We start from the raw sequence: 15131 nt of genomic DNA on the forward strand, positions 1-15131 counted from the left end.
CTTTCAGGAGACGAACAACGGGCGCTCGCGTTCGGTGTGGCGTTGGGCCAGCACGTCGAGCAGCGGATCGGACAGGTCGGCCAGCCCCTTGGCGGCCTCGGCGGCGGTGGCCTCGCACAGCGGTGCCAGCTCGAAGGTCACAGCCGCGACGTCGCCGGGATCGAGCGCCAGCAGACGTTGGGCGGCCGTCGCCGAACCGGTCATCGTGGTGTACACCACCGACACCGCGGTCTGGTCGGGGTTCAGCCCGCTGGCCCTGCCGACCTCACCCGCGGCGACCGCAAGGTGCGGGGTCGACCCGAGGGACCGCCAGTCGTGGTCGGGCCACACCCGCCGAGCCAGCCTCGCGAGCCCGCGGCCCTGGGCGCGCGAGGCCTGTCGGGCGGCGGGAGCCGGTGTGCGGGCGTCGGTTTCGCGGTCCGCCTCGTCGACGGTCAGGGTGCCGTCATGCGCAGCGACGGCCAGCGACGCCGTCACGAGGCCGTGCGTGCGGATTCTGCGGCTCAAGTAGGCCCGCAGCGTCGTCAGGTCGGTCACCAGACCGGAAGTGACCGCCTCCTCCATGCCGCCGGAGTGCACGTGACCGCCGGTGGGCAGCCGCGAGTCGGCGAGCGTGAGAAGGGTCGACAGGTTGGTCATCAGAACAGGAAATACCTTTGGGCCATCGGCAATTCGTTGGCTGGTTGTTCCTGCCACACCTCACCATCGATGCGCACCGTGAAGGTGTCGGGATCGACTTCGATGTCCGGCATCGCGTCGTTGAGAGGCATATCCGCTTTGCCGACCTTGCGGACATCTCGCACCCCAACCAGCCGGCGTTTCACGCTAATCCGGTCGGCGAGGCGATCTTCGAGTGCCTGAGGCGCAACGAAGTGCACCGAGTTGGCTGCCGCAGCAGCGGGTGCCGCGCCGAACATCGGCCGTGGCAGCACTGGCTGAGGCGTCGGGATGGACGCGTTGGCGTCGCCCATCGCGGCCCACGCGATCATGCCGCCCTTGATCACCATGTGTGGGCGGACGCCGAAGAAGGCGGGCTGCCACAGCACCAGATCCGCGAGTTTCCCGGTCTCGACGGATCCGACTTCGCGGTCGATCCCGTGCGCGATCGCCGGACAGATGGTGTATTTCGCGATGTACCTCTGCACCCGGTTGTTATCTGCCGCACCGTCACCCGGTAGCGCGCCGCGGCGCTTCTTCATCATGTGTGCGGTCTGCCAGGTCCGCATCACCACCTCGCCGATGCGCCCCATGGCCTGCGCGTCGCTGCCGATCATCGAGATGGCGCCGATGTCGTGCAGGAGGTCCTCGGCCGCGATGGTCGACGGCCGGATCCGGCTCTCGGCGAACGCCAGGTCCTCGGGAATGCTGGGGTTGAGATGGTGGCAGACCATCAGCATGTCGAGGTGTTCGTCGAGGGTGTTCACCGTGTGCGGCCGGGTCGGATTGGTCGAGCTCGGAAGGACATTCGGCTCCGAGGCGACGGTGATGATGTCCGGTGCGTGACCGCCGCCGGCGCCCTCGGTGTGGTAGGCGTGGATGCCGCGGCCTGCGATGGCCGCCAGGGTGTCCTCGACGAAGCCGAGTTCGTTGAGGGTGTCGGTGTGCAGGTTGACTTGGACGCCGTACTCGTCGGCCACCCGCAGGCACGCGTCGATAGCGGCCGGCGTCGAGCCCCAGTCCTCATGTAGCTTGAAACCCGCAGCGCCGGAACGCAACTGCTCTCGCATCGAGTCGAGCCTGATCGTGTTGCCCTTGGCGAGCAGGGCGATGTTCAACGGCCAGTGGTCGAGCGCCTCGAGCATCCGGGCCAGATGCCAGGCGCCGGGTGTGACCGTGGTGGCCTTGCTACCCTCCGCAGGTCCGGTGCCACCGGCGACGATCGTGGTGATGCCGCCGCCAAGCGCTTCTTCCATGATCTGCGGGCAGATCAGATGCACGTGACAGTCGATGGCGCCCGCGGTGAGGATCAGTCCGTTGCCCGCGATCACTTCGGTGGCCGGGCCGACAACGAGGTCGGTGCTCACCCCCGGCATGATGTCGGGGTTGCCGGCCTTGCCGATGCCCGTGATCCGACCGCCGCGAATCGCGATGTCGGCCTTGATGATTCCCCAGTGGTCGACGATGGTCGCACCGGTGATCACGGTATCGGGCGAGCCTTCGGCCCGAATGGTCTTGCCTTGCCCCATCGACTCGCGGAGCACCTTACCGCCGCCGAACACCGCCTCGTCGCCCGCGCGCCCCGGCCCGCCGCTGAGGTCGTCGGTGATCTCGATGAACAGGTCGGTGTCGGCCAACCGGATCCGGTCGCCCGTCGTCGGGCCGTACAGCTGCGCGTACCGCCGTCGCGACAATGCCGTCACCGCGAGTCCAGCCTTCCGGGCGGGTCGAGCGTCAGCCCGTGCACCTCGCGGTAGCCCCCGAGCGGTACCAGCACAACGCGTTGTGCAATGCCCGGCTCGAAGCGCACCGCGGTACCCGCCGGGATGTCGAGGCGGTGGCCGTGGGCGGCGTCGCGGTCGAAGCGAAGCGCGCTGTTGGCCTGGGGCAGGTGGACATGACTGCCGACCTGAACGGGGCGGTCACCGGTGTTGACGACGTCGAGGGTCAGCCGTGTTGCGCCAGCGTTGATCTCGATGTCACCCTCGCCGTAGATGATCTCTCCCGGCGCCCACGATGCGCGATCCGCCGTCGGCTTCTCGCTTGTCATGGAATCGGATCGTGGACGGTGACGAGCTTGGTGCCGTCAGGGAACGTGGCCTCCACCTGGACGTCGTGGAGCATCTCCGGAACCCCCTCCATGACCTCGTCGCGCGAGAGCACGTCGCGGCCACTGACCATCAACTCGGCAACGGTGCGCCCGTCGCGGGCGCCCTCGAGGAGATGGTCGGTGATCAACGCGACGGCTTCGGGATGGTTCAGTCGCAGGCCGCGGGCCTGGCGGCGGCGCGCGAGTTCTGCGGCATAGGAGATCAGCAGGCGGTCCTGTTCATGCGGGGTCAAACGCATAGCGATGGATATTGCCACGCCTCGAGATGGAGAGCAGCGTAGGAAATATGGCTGTTACTCGGGCGAAATGTTCTGCAAACGAACCTGTCCGCGCGCCACGACGCGGTCGTTGTCGTCGGTGATCGTGATCAGCCACAGCTGCTGGCGGCGACCACGGTGGATCGGCGTCGAAGCCGCGGTGACCGTGCCCGCGGAGATGGCCCGCAGGAAGTCGGTGTTGTTGTTGACACCGACGACGTGCCCGCCGCCGTTTTCCGACAGCCACACCTGTCCGGAGATGCTGGCGAGCCCCTCGACGATCGAGCAGTAGACGCCCCCGTGCACGATGCCCCACGGCTGCAGCAGTTTGTCCTTGATCTGCAGCCGCGCCCGGCCACCGTCGCCGGTGAGCTCGAGGTACTCGACCCCGAGTTCGTTGTCGAACCCCTTGCCGAACTCGGCGGTTGCGTCCGTGGTCACGACGTCGTGTTTACACGGCGATCACGGCGTTGCGACGACGGGCCCGGCGGTATCGTCGAGCATGGCCAGAACTGCGAAAGAACTCGTCGAAGCCGCGAATGCCGTAGTCCCGAAGATCACACCGGCACAGGCCCAGGAGATGATCGCCAAGGGCAACGCGTTGGTCGTCGACGTACGCGACGGCCAAGAGGTGGAGCAGAGCGGCAAGGTGGCCGGCGCGGTGCACGTGCCGCGCGGCATGCTGGAGTTCCGCGCCGACCCCGAATCGCCCTACCACGACGCGAATTTCGCGAAGGACAAGACCGTCATCGTGTACTGCGCGTCGGGTGGCCGCTCGGCGCTGTCGGGTCAGGCGCTCAAGGAACTCGGGTACACCGAGGTCTACAACATGGGTTCGTTCAAGGACTGGGCGGACAGCGGCGGGCCGGTCGACAGGTAGCGCACATGCGGACAGACCCCGCGCCGATGACGCGGGGTCTGTCCTTCGAGTGGACCGGGAGTCTCTGCAGCCCTCAGGACTCCGGCGCGGTCCGGTGGTTCGTCCAACGGACTAGAGAATAGGCAAGGCTTGCCTAATTAAGCAAGGCCTTCCGTGCGGCGATCCTGCCGGTGCCGCGGACCGGCAGCCCGAACCCGACCAATGCGTCGAGTACGGCCTGTGCGCGCCGCATGCTGGTCACCTCACTCGAGCCGGCCAACATCGGCACCTGGGTGGCCGCACTGACCACCGCGCCGCCGACGATGTGCCACATCGACGCCTCGGACATGGCGTCACCACAGATGTCGGACAGCCGCGCGAACAGGGGCGCCAGTGCGCGGTGACTGCGATGCGCGACCCAGGTCGTCAGCGCCGCCTCGCTCGGCAGCGCGATGATGCCGTCATCGTCGCGTGCCGGATCGTCGGGCAGCGCCCGCAGTTGAGGATCGACGACGCCGACCCAGTCGATCGCGCCCTCCGAATCGACGTGCACCCACAGGTTCTCCAAGCCGGTGTCCCAGGCCCGCCCTTCGAGCGCGAGCAGCGGCACCACCCGTCCGACGACGACGTGAGCGAGCGTGGCGGCCAATTGCTGGGCGATGGCGGCACGGCTGTCGGTCTCCGCGGCCGTGATGTCGAACATCGCCTGAAGGCGGTCGCCGGCCACGGCCTCGGCCAACGGCCACCACCGGCGGCGCGACAAATCGCCCATCACCGCGACGCCGTACACGCGCGGACATTCGGGATAGAGCTCGCGCAACCTGCGGCTGGACTGATGCAGGGGCAACGGCCGCCGGATCGCCATGCTCGCGATGAGCGGATCCTCGACCAGAACCGTCATGACACCTCCCGATCTTGAGTTAGGTTAGGCTTACTATAGTCAAGCGGCGGGAGGCGGCCACCCCCTGTGACTCGACTCACAACCGCCGGTGGGAGGGCTGATGACCACTGCAGGAACAGCGCGCAGGGGCGAGACCGTTGTTCTGATGCGTTCGATACGACGCGCCGTAGTAACGCCGTAGTACCCTGGTTCTACTGCCCGTAGGAGATGAACGGAACATGGCTAAGTTGACGCGTCTTGGGGAACTCGAACGCGCTGTGATGGACCACCTGTGGTCTTCCGGGGAGCCCCAAACCGTGCGCCAGGTCCATGAGGCATTGTCGGCTCACCGCGATCTGGCCTACACGACGATCATGACCGTGCTGCAGCGGCTGGCGAAGAAGAATCTCGTCGTCCAGCACCGCGACGACCGTGCACACCGGTACGCCCCGACGCACGGCCGAGACGAACTGGTCGCCGGTCTGATGGTCGACGCGCTCGACCAGGCCGCCGACTCCGGCAGCCGGGAAGCCGCGCTGGTGCATTTCGTCGAGCGAGTCGGCGCCGACGAGGCCGCCGCGCTGCGGCGCGCGCTCGCCGAGTTGGAAAGTAAGCACAGCCAGGTCCCACCCGCTGGCAATTCGGGCACCGGCTGAGAAATACTGACAGCGTGTCCGCGCTGGCCTTCACCATCGTCGCGCTGGTCCTGTCGGGACCGGTCCCGGCAGTGTTGGCGCGGGCGTCGTGGCCGATGCGCGCACCGCGCGCCGCGATCGTGTTGTGGCAGTCGATCGCACTGGCCGCCGTGTTGTCGGCGTTCTCCGCGGGTATCGCGATCGCCAGCAGGCTCTTCGTCCCCGGACCGGACGGCCGCCCCACCGCCACCGTGACCAGTGAGATCGATGCGCTTGGCTGGCCGCTGTGGGGTGCCCTCGTGATCGTCTTCACGCTCACCCTGGTGATCGGTGCGCGACTGACATTCGCCGTGGTGCAGGTGGCGATCGCCACCAGGCGCAGACGCGCGCACCACCGGATGATGGTCGACCTGCTCGACATGTCGCGCGCGTCGAATCCGCCGCACGTCTGTATGAAGGCCAGCGGCCTGCGCATCCTCGATGTCAAGCAGCCGCTGGCCTACTGCCTGCCGGGGGTACGCAGCCGTGTCGTGGTCAGTGAGGGCACGCTGAAGTCGTTGTCGGACAGCGAGATCGACGCGATTCTTACCCACGAGAACGCGCACCTGCGTGCGCGTCACGACCTGGTGCTCGAGATGTTCACCGCGGTGCATGCCGCATTCCCGCGGTTCGTCCGCAGCGGCAACGCCCTGGACGCCGTCCGCATGCTGATCGAGATGCTCGCCGACGACGCCGCTGTGCGCGTCGCGGGTCCCGCTCCCCTGGCCCGTGCCCTTGTCGCGTGCGCGTCGGGGCGCACCCCGTCCGGCGCGCTCGCCGCAGGCGGTCCGACCACACTGCTGCGGGTCCGCCGCCTCGGCGGTGAGCCGAACAGTCGCATCGTCGCCGCCACCGCTTATGTCGCGGCGGCGGCCGTGTTGGTGTTGCCCACCATGGCGCTCGCGGTGCCGTGGCTGACGGAATTGCATCGGCTGTTCACCGCGTAGTGATAAGTAGCCGATAACTCACCCACAACAAAACAACGAAAGGCCGCCCGCATGAGCTCGTCTGAAACCTCCGACACCACCGGCACCGCTCAGATCGGGGTCACCGGCCTGGCCGTCATGGGCTCCAACATCGCGCGTAACTTCGCCAGGCACGGCTACACCGTCGCGCTGCACAACCGGTCGGTGGCCAAGACAGACGCGCTGCTGGCCGCACACGGTTCGGAAGGCAAGTTCGTCCGCAGCGAAACCATCCCGGAATTTCTTGCCGCCCTGGAGAAGCCGCGACGGGTACTGATCATGGTCAAGGCGGGCGATCCCACCGACGCGGTCATCAACGAACTCGCCGACGCGATGGAAGAAGGCGACATCATCATCGACGGCGGCAACGCCCTCTACACCGACACGATTCGCCGCGAGAAGGCGATGCGCGACCGCGGTTTGCACTTTGTGGGCGCAGGCATCTCCGGCGGCGAGGAGGGCGCGTTGAACGGACCGTCGATCATGCCAGGGGGCCCGGCCGAGTCGTACAAATCGCTCGGCCCACTGCTGGAGGAGATCTCCGCGCACGTCGACGGCGTGCCCTGCTGCACCCACATCGGCCCCGACGGTGCGGGGCACTTCGTGAAGATGGTGCACAACGGCATCGAGTACTCCGATATGCAACTCATCGGCGAGGCCTATCAGCTGATGCGCGACGGCCTCGGCAAGACCGCAGCCGAGATGGCCGACGTCTTCGCCGAGTGGAACAAGGGCGACCTCGACAGCTTTCTCATCGAGATCACCGCGGAGGTGCTGCGGCAGACCGATGCCAAGACGGGTAAGCCACTCGTCGACGTCATGGTCGACGAGGCCGAGCAGAAAGGCACCGGCCGGTGGACGGTGAAGTCCGCGCTCGATCTCGGCATACCGGTCACCGGCATCGCCGAGGCGGTGTTCGCCCGTGCACTGTCGGGTTCCGTGCCCCAACGGCGCGCCACCACCGGCCTGGCGGCCGGCGACCTCGGCGAAAAGCCAAGTGACGCAGACAAATTCATCGAGGATGTGCACCAAGCGCTGTACGCCTCGAAGATCATTGCTTACGCGCAGGGCTTCAACCAACTGCAGGCCGGTAGCGCCGAATACGACTGGGGCATCGATCTCGGCGGTATCGCCACCATCTGGCGCGGCGGCTGCATCATCCGCGCGAAGCTGCTCAACCCGATCAAGGAAGCCTTCGACGAGGACCCGAACCTCCCGACGCTGATCGGCGCGCCCTTCTTCCGCAGCGCGCTCGAGTCGGCGATCGACAGTTGGCGCCGCGTGGTCGTCGCGGCCACCCAACTCGGCATCCCGATCCCGGGTTTCTCCTCGGCGCTGTCGTACTACGACGCGCTGCGCACCGAGCGGTTGCCCGCGGCGCTGACGCAGGGGCTGCGCGACTACTTCGGCGCACACACCTACGCGCGCATCGACGATCGCGACAAAAAGTTCCACACGCTGTGGAGCGGTGACCGCAGCGAAGTCGAGGCCTGACTTCCCTCGCGCGAGTGAGACGCAAAAGTGGAAGGAACGCAACCGACTAGACTTGACGTGACATGCGATTTCTCGACGGCCACCGGCCCGCCTACGACCTGACCTACGACGATGTCTTCATCGTCCCCGGACGATCGGACGTGCAGTCCCGGTTCGACGTCGATCTGTCGACCCACGACGGGTCGGGCACCACCATCCCGGTGGTGGTGGCGAACATGACGGCGGTCGCGGGCCGGCGGATGGCCGAGACGGTGGCCCGCCGCGGCGGCCTCGTGGTGCTACCGCAGGATCTGCCGATCTCGGTAGTCAAGGCGACGGTCGACTTCGTCAAGAGCCGCGATCTGGTCGCCGACACGCCGGTGGTGCTGTCGCCCGACGACTCTGTCTCCGATGCGATGGCGTTGCTCCACAAGCGAGCCCACGGCGCCGCGGTGGTGGTATTCGAAGGCAGGCCGATCGGGTTGGTCACCGAGGCGGGCTGCGTCGGCGTCGACCGGTTCACCCGGGTCCGCGACATCGCGATCTCCGACTTCGTCACCGCGCCCGCGGGCACCGATCCGCGCAAGGTGTTCGATCTGCTCGAGCACGCACCGGTCGACGTGGCGGTGCTGACCGAACCGGACGGCACCCTGGCGGGCGTGCTGACTCGCACCGGCGCGATCCGCGCAGGCATCTACACCCCCGCCGTCGACGACAAGGGCCGGCTGCGGATCGCCGCCGCGGTCGGCATCAACGGCGACGTCGGCGGCAAGGCGCGCTCGCTGGTCGAGGCCGGGGTGGACTTGCTGGTGATCGACACCGCGCACGGCCATCAACTCAAGATGCTCGAAGCGATCAAATCGGTGGCCTCGCTCGGCCTCGGCGTGCCGATCGCCGCGGGCAACGTGGTCTCCGCCGAAGGCACGCACGACCTGCTCACCGCGGGCGCGTCGATCGTCAAGGTCGGCGTCGGTCCCGGCGCGATGTGCACCACCAGGATGATGACCGGCGTCGGCAGGCCACAGTTCTCCGCAGTCGTCGAATGTGCCGCGGCGGCAAGACAACTCGGTGGCCACGTATGGGCCGACGGCGGCGTGCGGCATCCCCGCGACGTGGCGTTGGCGTTGGCCGCGGGTGCGGCGAACGTGATGATCGGCTCCTGGTTCGCCGGCACCTACGAATCGCCGGGCGACCTGATGCGCGACCGGGAGGACCAGCCGTACAAGGAGAGCTACGGCATGGCCTCCAAACGCGCCGTGGCCGCCCGCACCGCGGGCGACAGTGCCTTCGATCAGGCCCGCAAGGCGCTGTTCGAGGAAGGCATCTCCACGTCGCGGATGGGCCTTGACCCGTCGCGCGGCGGCGTCGAGGACCTGCTCGACCACATCACCTCCGGGGTGCGCAGCACCTGCACCTACGTCGGCGCGGCGACCATCGCCGAGTTGCACGAGAAGGTCGTCCTCGGGGTGCAGTCCGCCGCCGGGTTCGCCGAAGGTCACCCACTGCCGACCGGATGGTGAGCTCGCGCGGCGGTGGAGGCGGCTAACATAGGTCTTTCTTCACGCCTACTCGAAAGGGATCCTGTGCCGCAGGCACCCGTCGAGGCCGTCGGGCCTGCCGAGCGGCCCGGCGCAGACTCATCCGAGGCCGAGCCGTCCCCTAGTCGGCCGGGCATGCGGCCCGGCGAGCTGTTGGCGAGGACGCGATGAGCGTCGTGTACACCGTGCTTGCGGTGCTGGCCTTTCTGGTGCTGACCGCAGGCACCGCCGTGTTCGTCTCGGCGGAGTTCTCGCTGACCGCGTTGGAGCGCAGCACGGTCGAAGCGAACGCCCGTAGCGGCGGCCGTCGCGATCAACTCGTGCAGCGGGCGCATCGCACCCTGTCGTTCCAGCTCTCGGGTGCCCAGGTGGGCATCTCGATCACCACGCTGATCACCGGCTACCTCGCCGAGCCGTTGGTGGCGCATCTACTCGAACCGGTGTTCGGGGCGACGGCGCTGTCCGAGGGGGTGGCCGACGGCCTGGCGTTGGCGTTGGCGTTGTTGATCGCGACGTCGGTGTCGATGGTGTTCGGCGAACTCGTCGCGCAATATCTCGCGGTCGCCAAGCCGTTGGCGGTGGCGCGAGTCGTGGCGGGTCCGCAGGTGTTGTTCTCGATGGTCGTCGCTCCGCTGATCCACCTGACCAACGGCACCGCCAACTGGATACTGCGCCGGCTGGGCATCGAGCCCGCCGAGGAACTGCGCTCCGCGCGGTCGCCGCAGGAGCTCGGATCGCTGGTGCGCAATTCGGCGCGGCACGGGTCGCTGGACCCGATCACCGCGACGCTGGTGGACCGCTCGCTGCAGTTCGGGTCGCGGACGGCCGAGGAGCTGATGACGCCGCGGACTGAGATCGTCACACTCGAAGTCGACGACACGGTCGCCGATCTGGTGGACGCGGCGATCCGCAGCGGTTACTCGCGATTCCCGATCGTCGACGGCGACCTCGACGAGACCACCGGCATCGTGCACGTCAAGCAGGTCTTCGAAGTGCCGCCGGAGCTGCACAAGACGACGCGGCTGACCGGGCTGGTGCAGCCGGTCGCACGAGTGCCCTCGACCCTGGATGGCGACGACGTGATGGCGCAGTTGCGCGCCAACGGCCTGCAGACCGCATTGGTCGTCGACGAATACGGCGGCACAGCGGGCATGGTGACGGTCGAGGACGTCATCGAGGAGATCGTCGGTGACATCCGCGACGAACACGACGAACCGACCGCCGACGTAGTGCAGGCCGGCCAGGGCTGGCAGGTGTCGGGTCTGCTGCGCATCGACGAGGTTGCCGACGCCACCGGCTTCCGGGCGTCCGAGGGCGAATACGAGACGATCGGCGGGTTGGTGCTGCAACTGCTCGGGCACATCCCCGAAGAGGGCGAGTCGGTCGAACTGACGGCGTTCGATCCGGACGGGCCGATCGACGATCCGATGCACTGGCTGGCGACGGTGGTCCGGATGGACGGCAGGCGCATCGACCAACTGGAGCTCGCTCAACTGGGCCGCCGTAACGACCGGGACGCAGCCGATGGGTGACTTTTTCGGCGTCATCCTGACGATCGTGCTGTTGGCCGCCAACGCGTTCTTCGTCGGCGCGGAGTTCGCGCTGATCTCGGCGCGCCGCGACCGCCTCGAAACGCTGGCCGAGCAGGGCAAGCGCAGCGCGGTCACGGTGATCCGGGCCGGCGAGAACCTGCCGCTGATGCTGGCGGGTGCCCAACTGGGCATCACCATCTGCTCGATCCTGCTCGGCCGGGTCGGTGAACCGGCGGTGGCACACCTGCTGGAGCGGCCGTTCCACCTGCTCGGCATCCCCGACACCGTGTTGCACACCGTGTCCTTCGTCATCGCGATCACGATCGTCGTGGTGCTGCACGTGTTGCTCGGCGAAATGGTGCCGAAGAACATCGCGATCGCGGGACCCGAGTCGGCGGCCATGCTGCTGGTGCCGCCCTACCTGCTGTGGGTCCGAGCGGCGCGACCCGTGATCGCCGTTTACGACTGGTGTGCGCACGTGATCCTGCGCGCGTTCGGCGTGGAAGCGAAAACCGAACTGGAGAACACGGTTTCGAGCGTCGAGCTCTCGGAGATGATCGCCGAATCGTTGTCGGAGGGGCTGCTCGATCCCGAGGAGCACAACCGGTTGTCGCGCGCGCTGCGGATCCGCAACCGCGTCGTTCGCGACGTCGCGATGCCGCTGCGAGACGTGCACGCAGTGCCCGCCGCCGCCGACGGGTCAGGTCCGACGGTCGCCGCGATCCACGATGCGCTGGCGCAGACCGGCTACTCCCGGTTCCCGGTGGTCGATTCGCGGGACCGGTTCATCGGCTACGTCCACATCAAGGATGTGCTCGGCCTGGTCGACAACCCGGAGGCGGTGGTCGGCCTCGACACGGTACGGCCGTTGCCGGAGGTCGCCGAGACCACGTCGCTGCCCGACGCGCTGTCGCTGATGCGGCGCAACAACAGCCACCTGGCCTCGGTCACCGGCGCTGACGGCGCAGTGTCGGCGATGGTCACCCTGGAAGACCTGGTCGAGGACGTGGTCGGCGCCGTCCGCGACCGGACGCATCATGTCTGATGTCGGGCTCGGCCCGACGATGTCTGATGTCGGGCTCGACGAGCCCGACTGGACCCATCGCGAACGGCTGCACCGCAAGCGGGTGGACGAGTTCTGTGCACCCCGACGCACGCGGGCCCGGGTCGGCGAGGCCCATCCCGTTTGGGACTTCCTGTGGACCTACTACAGTCTTCGGCCCCGGCAACTGCGGGTCTGGCATCCCGGTTTCGGGGTGGCGCTCGGCGGTGCGGAGGCCGAGCGCTACCTCGGGCGCGCCGGCTACGGGCGCGGGCGCCACGGAGTGACCGTGACGATCGAACACCTGAGGGCGCGTGCCGACACGGTGAAGTTCATCGCCCGACTGCTGCGCGCGACGGCGTCACGGCAGCCGCGACTGAACTGCTTCGGGATGCACGAATGGGCGATGGTGTACCGGGCTCCGACGGTGCGCCACGAGCAGGTGCCACTGCGGCTCGGTCAGGCAGGCACCGACGCCGTTGTCGAGTCAATGCCCTTGCGGTGCAGTCACTTCGACGCCTACCGCTTCTTCACCGAACCGGCCGCGGGGCGCAACGCCGAACGCCTCACCCGCGACGGCCAGGTGGGCTCGGAACAGCCCGCGTGTATCCACGCGAACATGGATCTGTACAAGTGGGCGTTCAAGCTCGGCCCGCTGGTGAGCTCGGAGCTGGTGATGGATTGTTTGGAACTCGCCGCGCGAGCCCGTTCGCTCGATATGAGGGCCAGCCCCTATGATCTCCGCGACTACGGATTTGACGCGATCACCGTTGAGACGCCAGCCGGTCGCGCCGAGTATGTCCGAGCCCAGCAGAGCATTGCTGAGCAGGCCGCACCGCTGCGGGCCGCCCTGGCCCACCAATGTGACCTGCTGACCGCCGCTGCTGGCGAATAGCTCAGTTACCGCTGGGTAAGCTGGATCGACGGCTTAGGAGGAAAAATGACGGACCGCGTGACGGTGGGAAACCTGCGCGTCGCCCAGGTGCTATACGACTTCATCAACAATGAGGCGCTGCCGGGCACCGACATCGACCCCGACAGCTTCTGGGCGGGTGTCGACAAGGTGGTCACCGACCTCAGTCCGCAGAACCAGGACCTGCTCGCCCGCCGCGACGACCTGCAGGCGCAGATCGACAAGTATCACCGACAGCACGTGATCGAGCCGCTCGATCCCGAGGGCTACAAGCAGTTCCTGATCGACATCGGCTACCTGGAACCCGAGCCGGACGACTTCGCGATCAGCACCGCCGGGGTGGACGACGAGATCACCACGACGGCGGGTCCGCAGCTGGTCGTGCCGGTCCTCAACGCGCGGTTCGCGCTGAACGCCGCAAACGCCCGCTGGGGTTCGCTGTATGACGCGCTCTACGGCACCGACGTCATCCCCGAGGACGACGGCGCGGAGAAGGTGCGGCCAGGTACCGACGGCGGATATAACCAGGTCCGTGGCGACAAAGTCATCGCCTATGCCCGCAAGTTCCTCGACACGGCGGCGCCGCTGGCGTCCGGGTCGTGGAGCGACGCGACAGGGCTGAAGATCGACGAAGGTCAACTGGTCGTCGATAGGGCCGACGGTTCCACCGGTCTGGCGACTCCCGAGCAGTTCGTCGGCTACACCGGTGAACTCGGCTCACCGCAGTGGTCGGTGCTGCTGCGCAACAACGGCCTGCATGTCGAGGTCCTGGTGGACCCCGAATCCCCCATCGGCTCGACCGACGCGGCAGGCATCAAGGACGTCGTGCTGGAGTCCGCGGTCACCACGATCATGGACTTCGAGGACTCGGTGGCCGCCGTGGACGCCGACGACAAGGTGCTCGGGTACCGCAACTGGCTGGGCCTGAACAAGGGCGACCTCGCCGAAGAGGTCACCAAGGACGGCAAGACCTTCACGCGGGTGCTCAACCAGGACCGGGTGTACACCACCCCCGACGGCGAGGGCCAGCTGACGCTGCCCGGCCGCAGCCTGATGTTCGTCCGCAACGTCGGTCACCTGATGACCAACGACGCGATCACCGACGCCGAAGGTCACGAGGTGTTCGAGGGCATCCAGGACGCCCTGTTCACCAGCCTGATCGCGATTCACGGGCTGAAGGCGTCCGAGGCCAACGGGCCGCTGGTCAACAGCCGCACCGGCTCGGTGTACATCGTGAAGCCGAAGATGCACGGACCCGCTGAGGTGGCCTACACCTGCGAGCTGTTCAGCCGGGTCGAGGACGTGCTCGGGCTGCCGCAGAACACGCTCAAGGTCGGCATCATGGACGAGGAGCGCCGCACCACCGTCAACCTGAAGGCCTGCATCAAGGCCGCCGCCGACCGCGTGGTGTTCATCAACACCGGCTTCCTGGACCGCACCGGCGACGAGATCCACACCTCGATGGAGGCCGGTCCGATGATCCGCAAGGGTGCGATGAAGAGCACTCAGTGGATCGCGGCCTACGAGGACCAGAACGTCGACATCGGCCTTGCCGCCGGGTTCTCCGGTAAGGCGCAGATCGGCAAGGGCATGTGGGCCATGACAGACCTGATGGCCGACATGGTCGAGCAGAAGATCGGTCAGCCGAAGGCGGGCGCCACCACCGCGTGGGTGCCGTCGCCGACGGCGGCCACCCTGCACGCCATGCACTACCACGAGGTGGACGTGTACGCGGTGCACAAGGAGCTGGCAGGCAAGCGGCGCACCACCATCGACCAACTGCTCACCGTTCCGCTGGCAAAGGAGCTGGCGTGGGCGCCAGAGGAGATCCGCGAAGAGGTCGACAACAACTGCCAGTCGATCCTCGGCTACGTGGTGCGCTGGATCGACGCAGGCGTCGGCTGCTCGAAGGTGCCCGATATCCATGACGTCGCACTCATGGAAGACCGTGCGACGCTGCGTATTTCGAGCCAGCTGCTGGCGAACTGGTTGCGCCACGGGGTGATCACCGAGGACGACGTCAAGGCCAGCCTGCGCAGGATGGCCGCGGTGGTCGACGAGCAGAACGCGAAGGACCCTGAATTCCGGCCGATGGCACCGGATCCCGACGGCAGCATCGCGTTCCAGGCGGCGCAGGAGCTGATCCTGTCCGGCGGCACGCAACCCAACGGCTACACCGAGCCGATCCTGCACCGGCGTCGACGCGAGTACAAGGCAGCGAATCAGTGAGC

At 67.5% G+C, this 15131-nt stretch carries 15 protein-coding genes; 9 read left to right on the forward strand and 6 right to left on the reverse strand.

From position 1 onward, the window contains the following. Window positions 1–3 precede the first annotated feature (3 nt). Genes A5724_RS11075 through A5724_RS11095 form a run of 5 tightly spaced genes read right to left on the reverse strand, consistent with a single transcriptional unit; the run spans window position 4 to window position 3465 of the window. The gene (locus A5724_RS11075) at window positions 4–639 is read right to left on the reverse strand and encodes an urease accessory protein UreF (protein ID WP_067800773.1); all 636 of its coding nucleotides are present in this window, start codon (window positions 637–639) and stop codon (window positions 4–6) included. Then, window positions 639–2360, reverse strand: a complete 1722-nt coding sequence (locus A5724_RS11080; RefSeq protein WP_067800776.1) for an urease subunit alpha — start codon at window positions 2358–2360, stop codon at window positions 639–641. The genes A5724_RS11075 and A5724_RS11080 overlap by 1 nt, the downstream gene beginning before the upstream one ends. Beyond that, entirely contained in the window at window positions 2357–2707 is a 351-nt protein-coding gene (locus tag A5724_RS11085) for an urease subunit beta (protein ID WP_067800778.1), read from the reverse strand. The genes A5724_RS11080 and A5724_RS11085 overlap by 4 nt, the downstream gene beginning before the upstream one ends. After that, window positions 2704–3006, reverse strand: a complete 303-nt coding sequence (locus A5724_RS11090) for an urease subunit gamma (RefSeq protein WP_067800780.1) — start codon at window positions 3004–3006, stop codon at window positions 2704–2706. The genes A5724_RS11085 and A5724_RS11090 overlap by 4 nt, the downstream gene beginning before the upstream one ends. A gap of 54 nt (window positions 3007–3060) precedes the next feature. After that, window positions 3061–3465, reverse strand: coding sequence for a PaaI family thioesterase (locus A5724_RS11095; protein WP_067800783.1), 405 nt, complete (start codon window positions 3463–3465; stop codon window positions 3061–3063). Window positions 3466–3526: 61 nt separating this feature from the next. Between A5724_RS11095 and A5724_RS11100 the strand changes: the two genes are divergently transcribed. Next, on the forward strand, window positions 3527–3904 hold the full coding sequence (locus A5724_RS11100; RefSeq protein ID WP_067800786.1) for a rhodanese-like domain-containing protein: 378 nt from the start codon (window positions 3527–3529) through the stop codon (window positions 3902–3904). A 133-nt stretch (window positions 3905–4037) separates the two neighbouring features. On the opposite strand, the gene A5724_RS11105 is transcribed toward A5724_RS11100, so the two are convergent. Further along, complete coding sequence (locus tag A5724_RS11105) at window positions 4038–4784, reverse strand: iron reductase (RefSeq protein WP_067800789.1); 747 nt, start codon at window positions 4782–4784, stop codon at window positions 4038–4040. Window positions 4785–5002: 218 nt separating this feature from the next. Between A5724_RS11105 and A5724_RS11110 the strand changes: the two genes are divergently transcribed. The 8 genes from A5724_RS11110 (at window position 5003) to A5724_RS11145 (ending at window position 15129) form a co-directional block, all read left to right on the forward strand. Next, window positions 5003–5419, forward strand: a complete 417-nt coding sequence (locus A5724_RS11110) for a BlaI/MecI/CopY family transcriptional regulator (protein ID WP_067800792.1) — start codon at window positions 5003–5005, stop codon at window positions 5417–5419. Window positions 5420–5433: 14 nt separating this feature from the next. Next, a complete protein-coding gene (locus A5724_RS11115) occupies window positions 5434–6384 on the forward strand; it encodes a M56 family metallopeptidase (protein WP_067800796.1) in 951 nt (316 codons plus the stop codon). 51 nt (window positions 6385–6435) lie between these two features. Next, window positions 6436–7896 carry an NADP-dependent phosphogluconate dehydrogenase gene (gndA, locus tag A5724_RS11120; protein ID WP_067800799.1) on the forward strand — a complete coding sequence of 487 codons (1461 nt, stop codon included), beginning with the start codon at window positions 6436–6438 and terminating at the stop codon, window positions 7894–7896. 62 nt (window positions 7897–7958) lie between these two features. After that, window positions 7959–9395, forward strand: coding sequence for a GuaB1 family IMP dehydrogenase-related protein (locus A5724_RS11125; protein ID WP_067800802.1), 1437 nt, complete (start codon window positions 7959–7961; stop codon window positions 9393–9395). A gap of 185 nt (window positions 9396–9580) precedes the next feature. Continuing rightward, the gene (locus A5724_RS11130; RefSeq protein WP_067800805.1) at window positions 9581–10945 is read left to right on the forward strand and encodes a hemolysin family protein; all 1365 of its coding nucleotides are present in this window, start codon (window positions 9581–9583) and stop codon (window positions 10943–10945) included. Further along, a complete protein-coding gene (locus A5724_RS11135) occupies window positions 10938–11990 on the forward strand; it encodes a hemolysin family protein (RefSeq protein ID WP_067800807.1) in 1053 nt (350 codons plus the stop codon). Before A5724_RS11130 ends, A5724_RS11135 begins: the two co-directional genes overlap by 8 nt. Further along, window positions 11983–12882 carry a 3-methyladenine DNA glycosylase gene (locus tag A5724_RS11140; RefSeq protein ID WP_082964967.1) on the forward strand — a complete coding sequence of 300 codons (900 nt, stop codon included), beginning with the start codon at window positions 11983–11985 and terminating at the stop codon, window positions 12880–12882. Before A5724_RS11135 ends, A5724_RS11140 begins: the two co-directional genes overlap by 8 nt. Before the next feature lie 45 nt (window positions 12883–12927). Continuing rightward, complete coding sequence (locus tag A5724_RS11145; protein ID WP_067800810.1) at window positions 12928–15129, forward strand: malate synthase G; 2202 nt, start codon at window positions 12928–12930, stop codon at window positions 15127–15129. The last annotated feature ends 2 nt before the right edge of the window (window positions 15130–15131 follow it).

The sequence above is a fragment of the Mycobacterium sp. ACS1612 genome (genome assembly GCF_001667505.1).
Taxonomy (GTDB): Bacteria; Actinomycetota; Actinomycetes; order Mycobacteriales; family Mycobacteriaceae; genus Mycobacterium.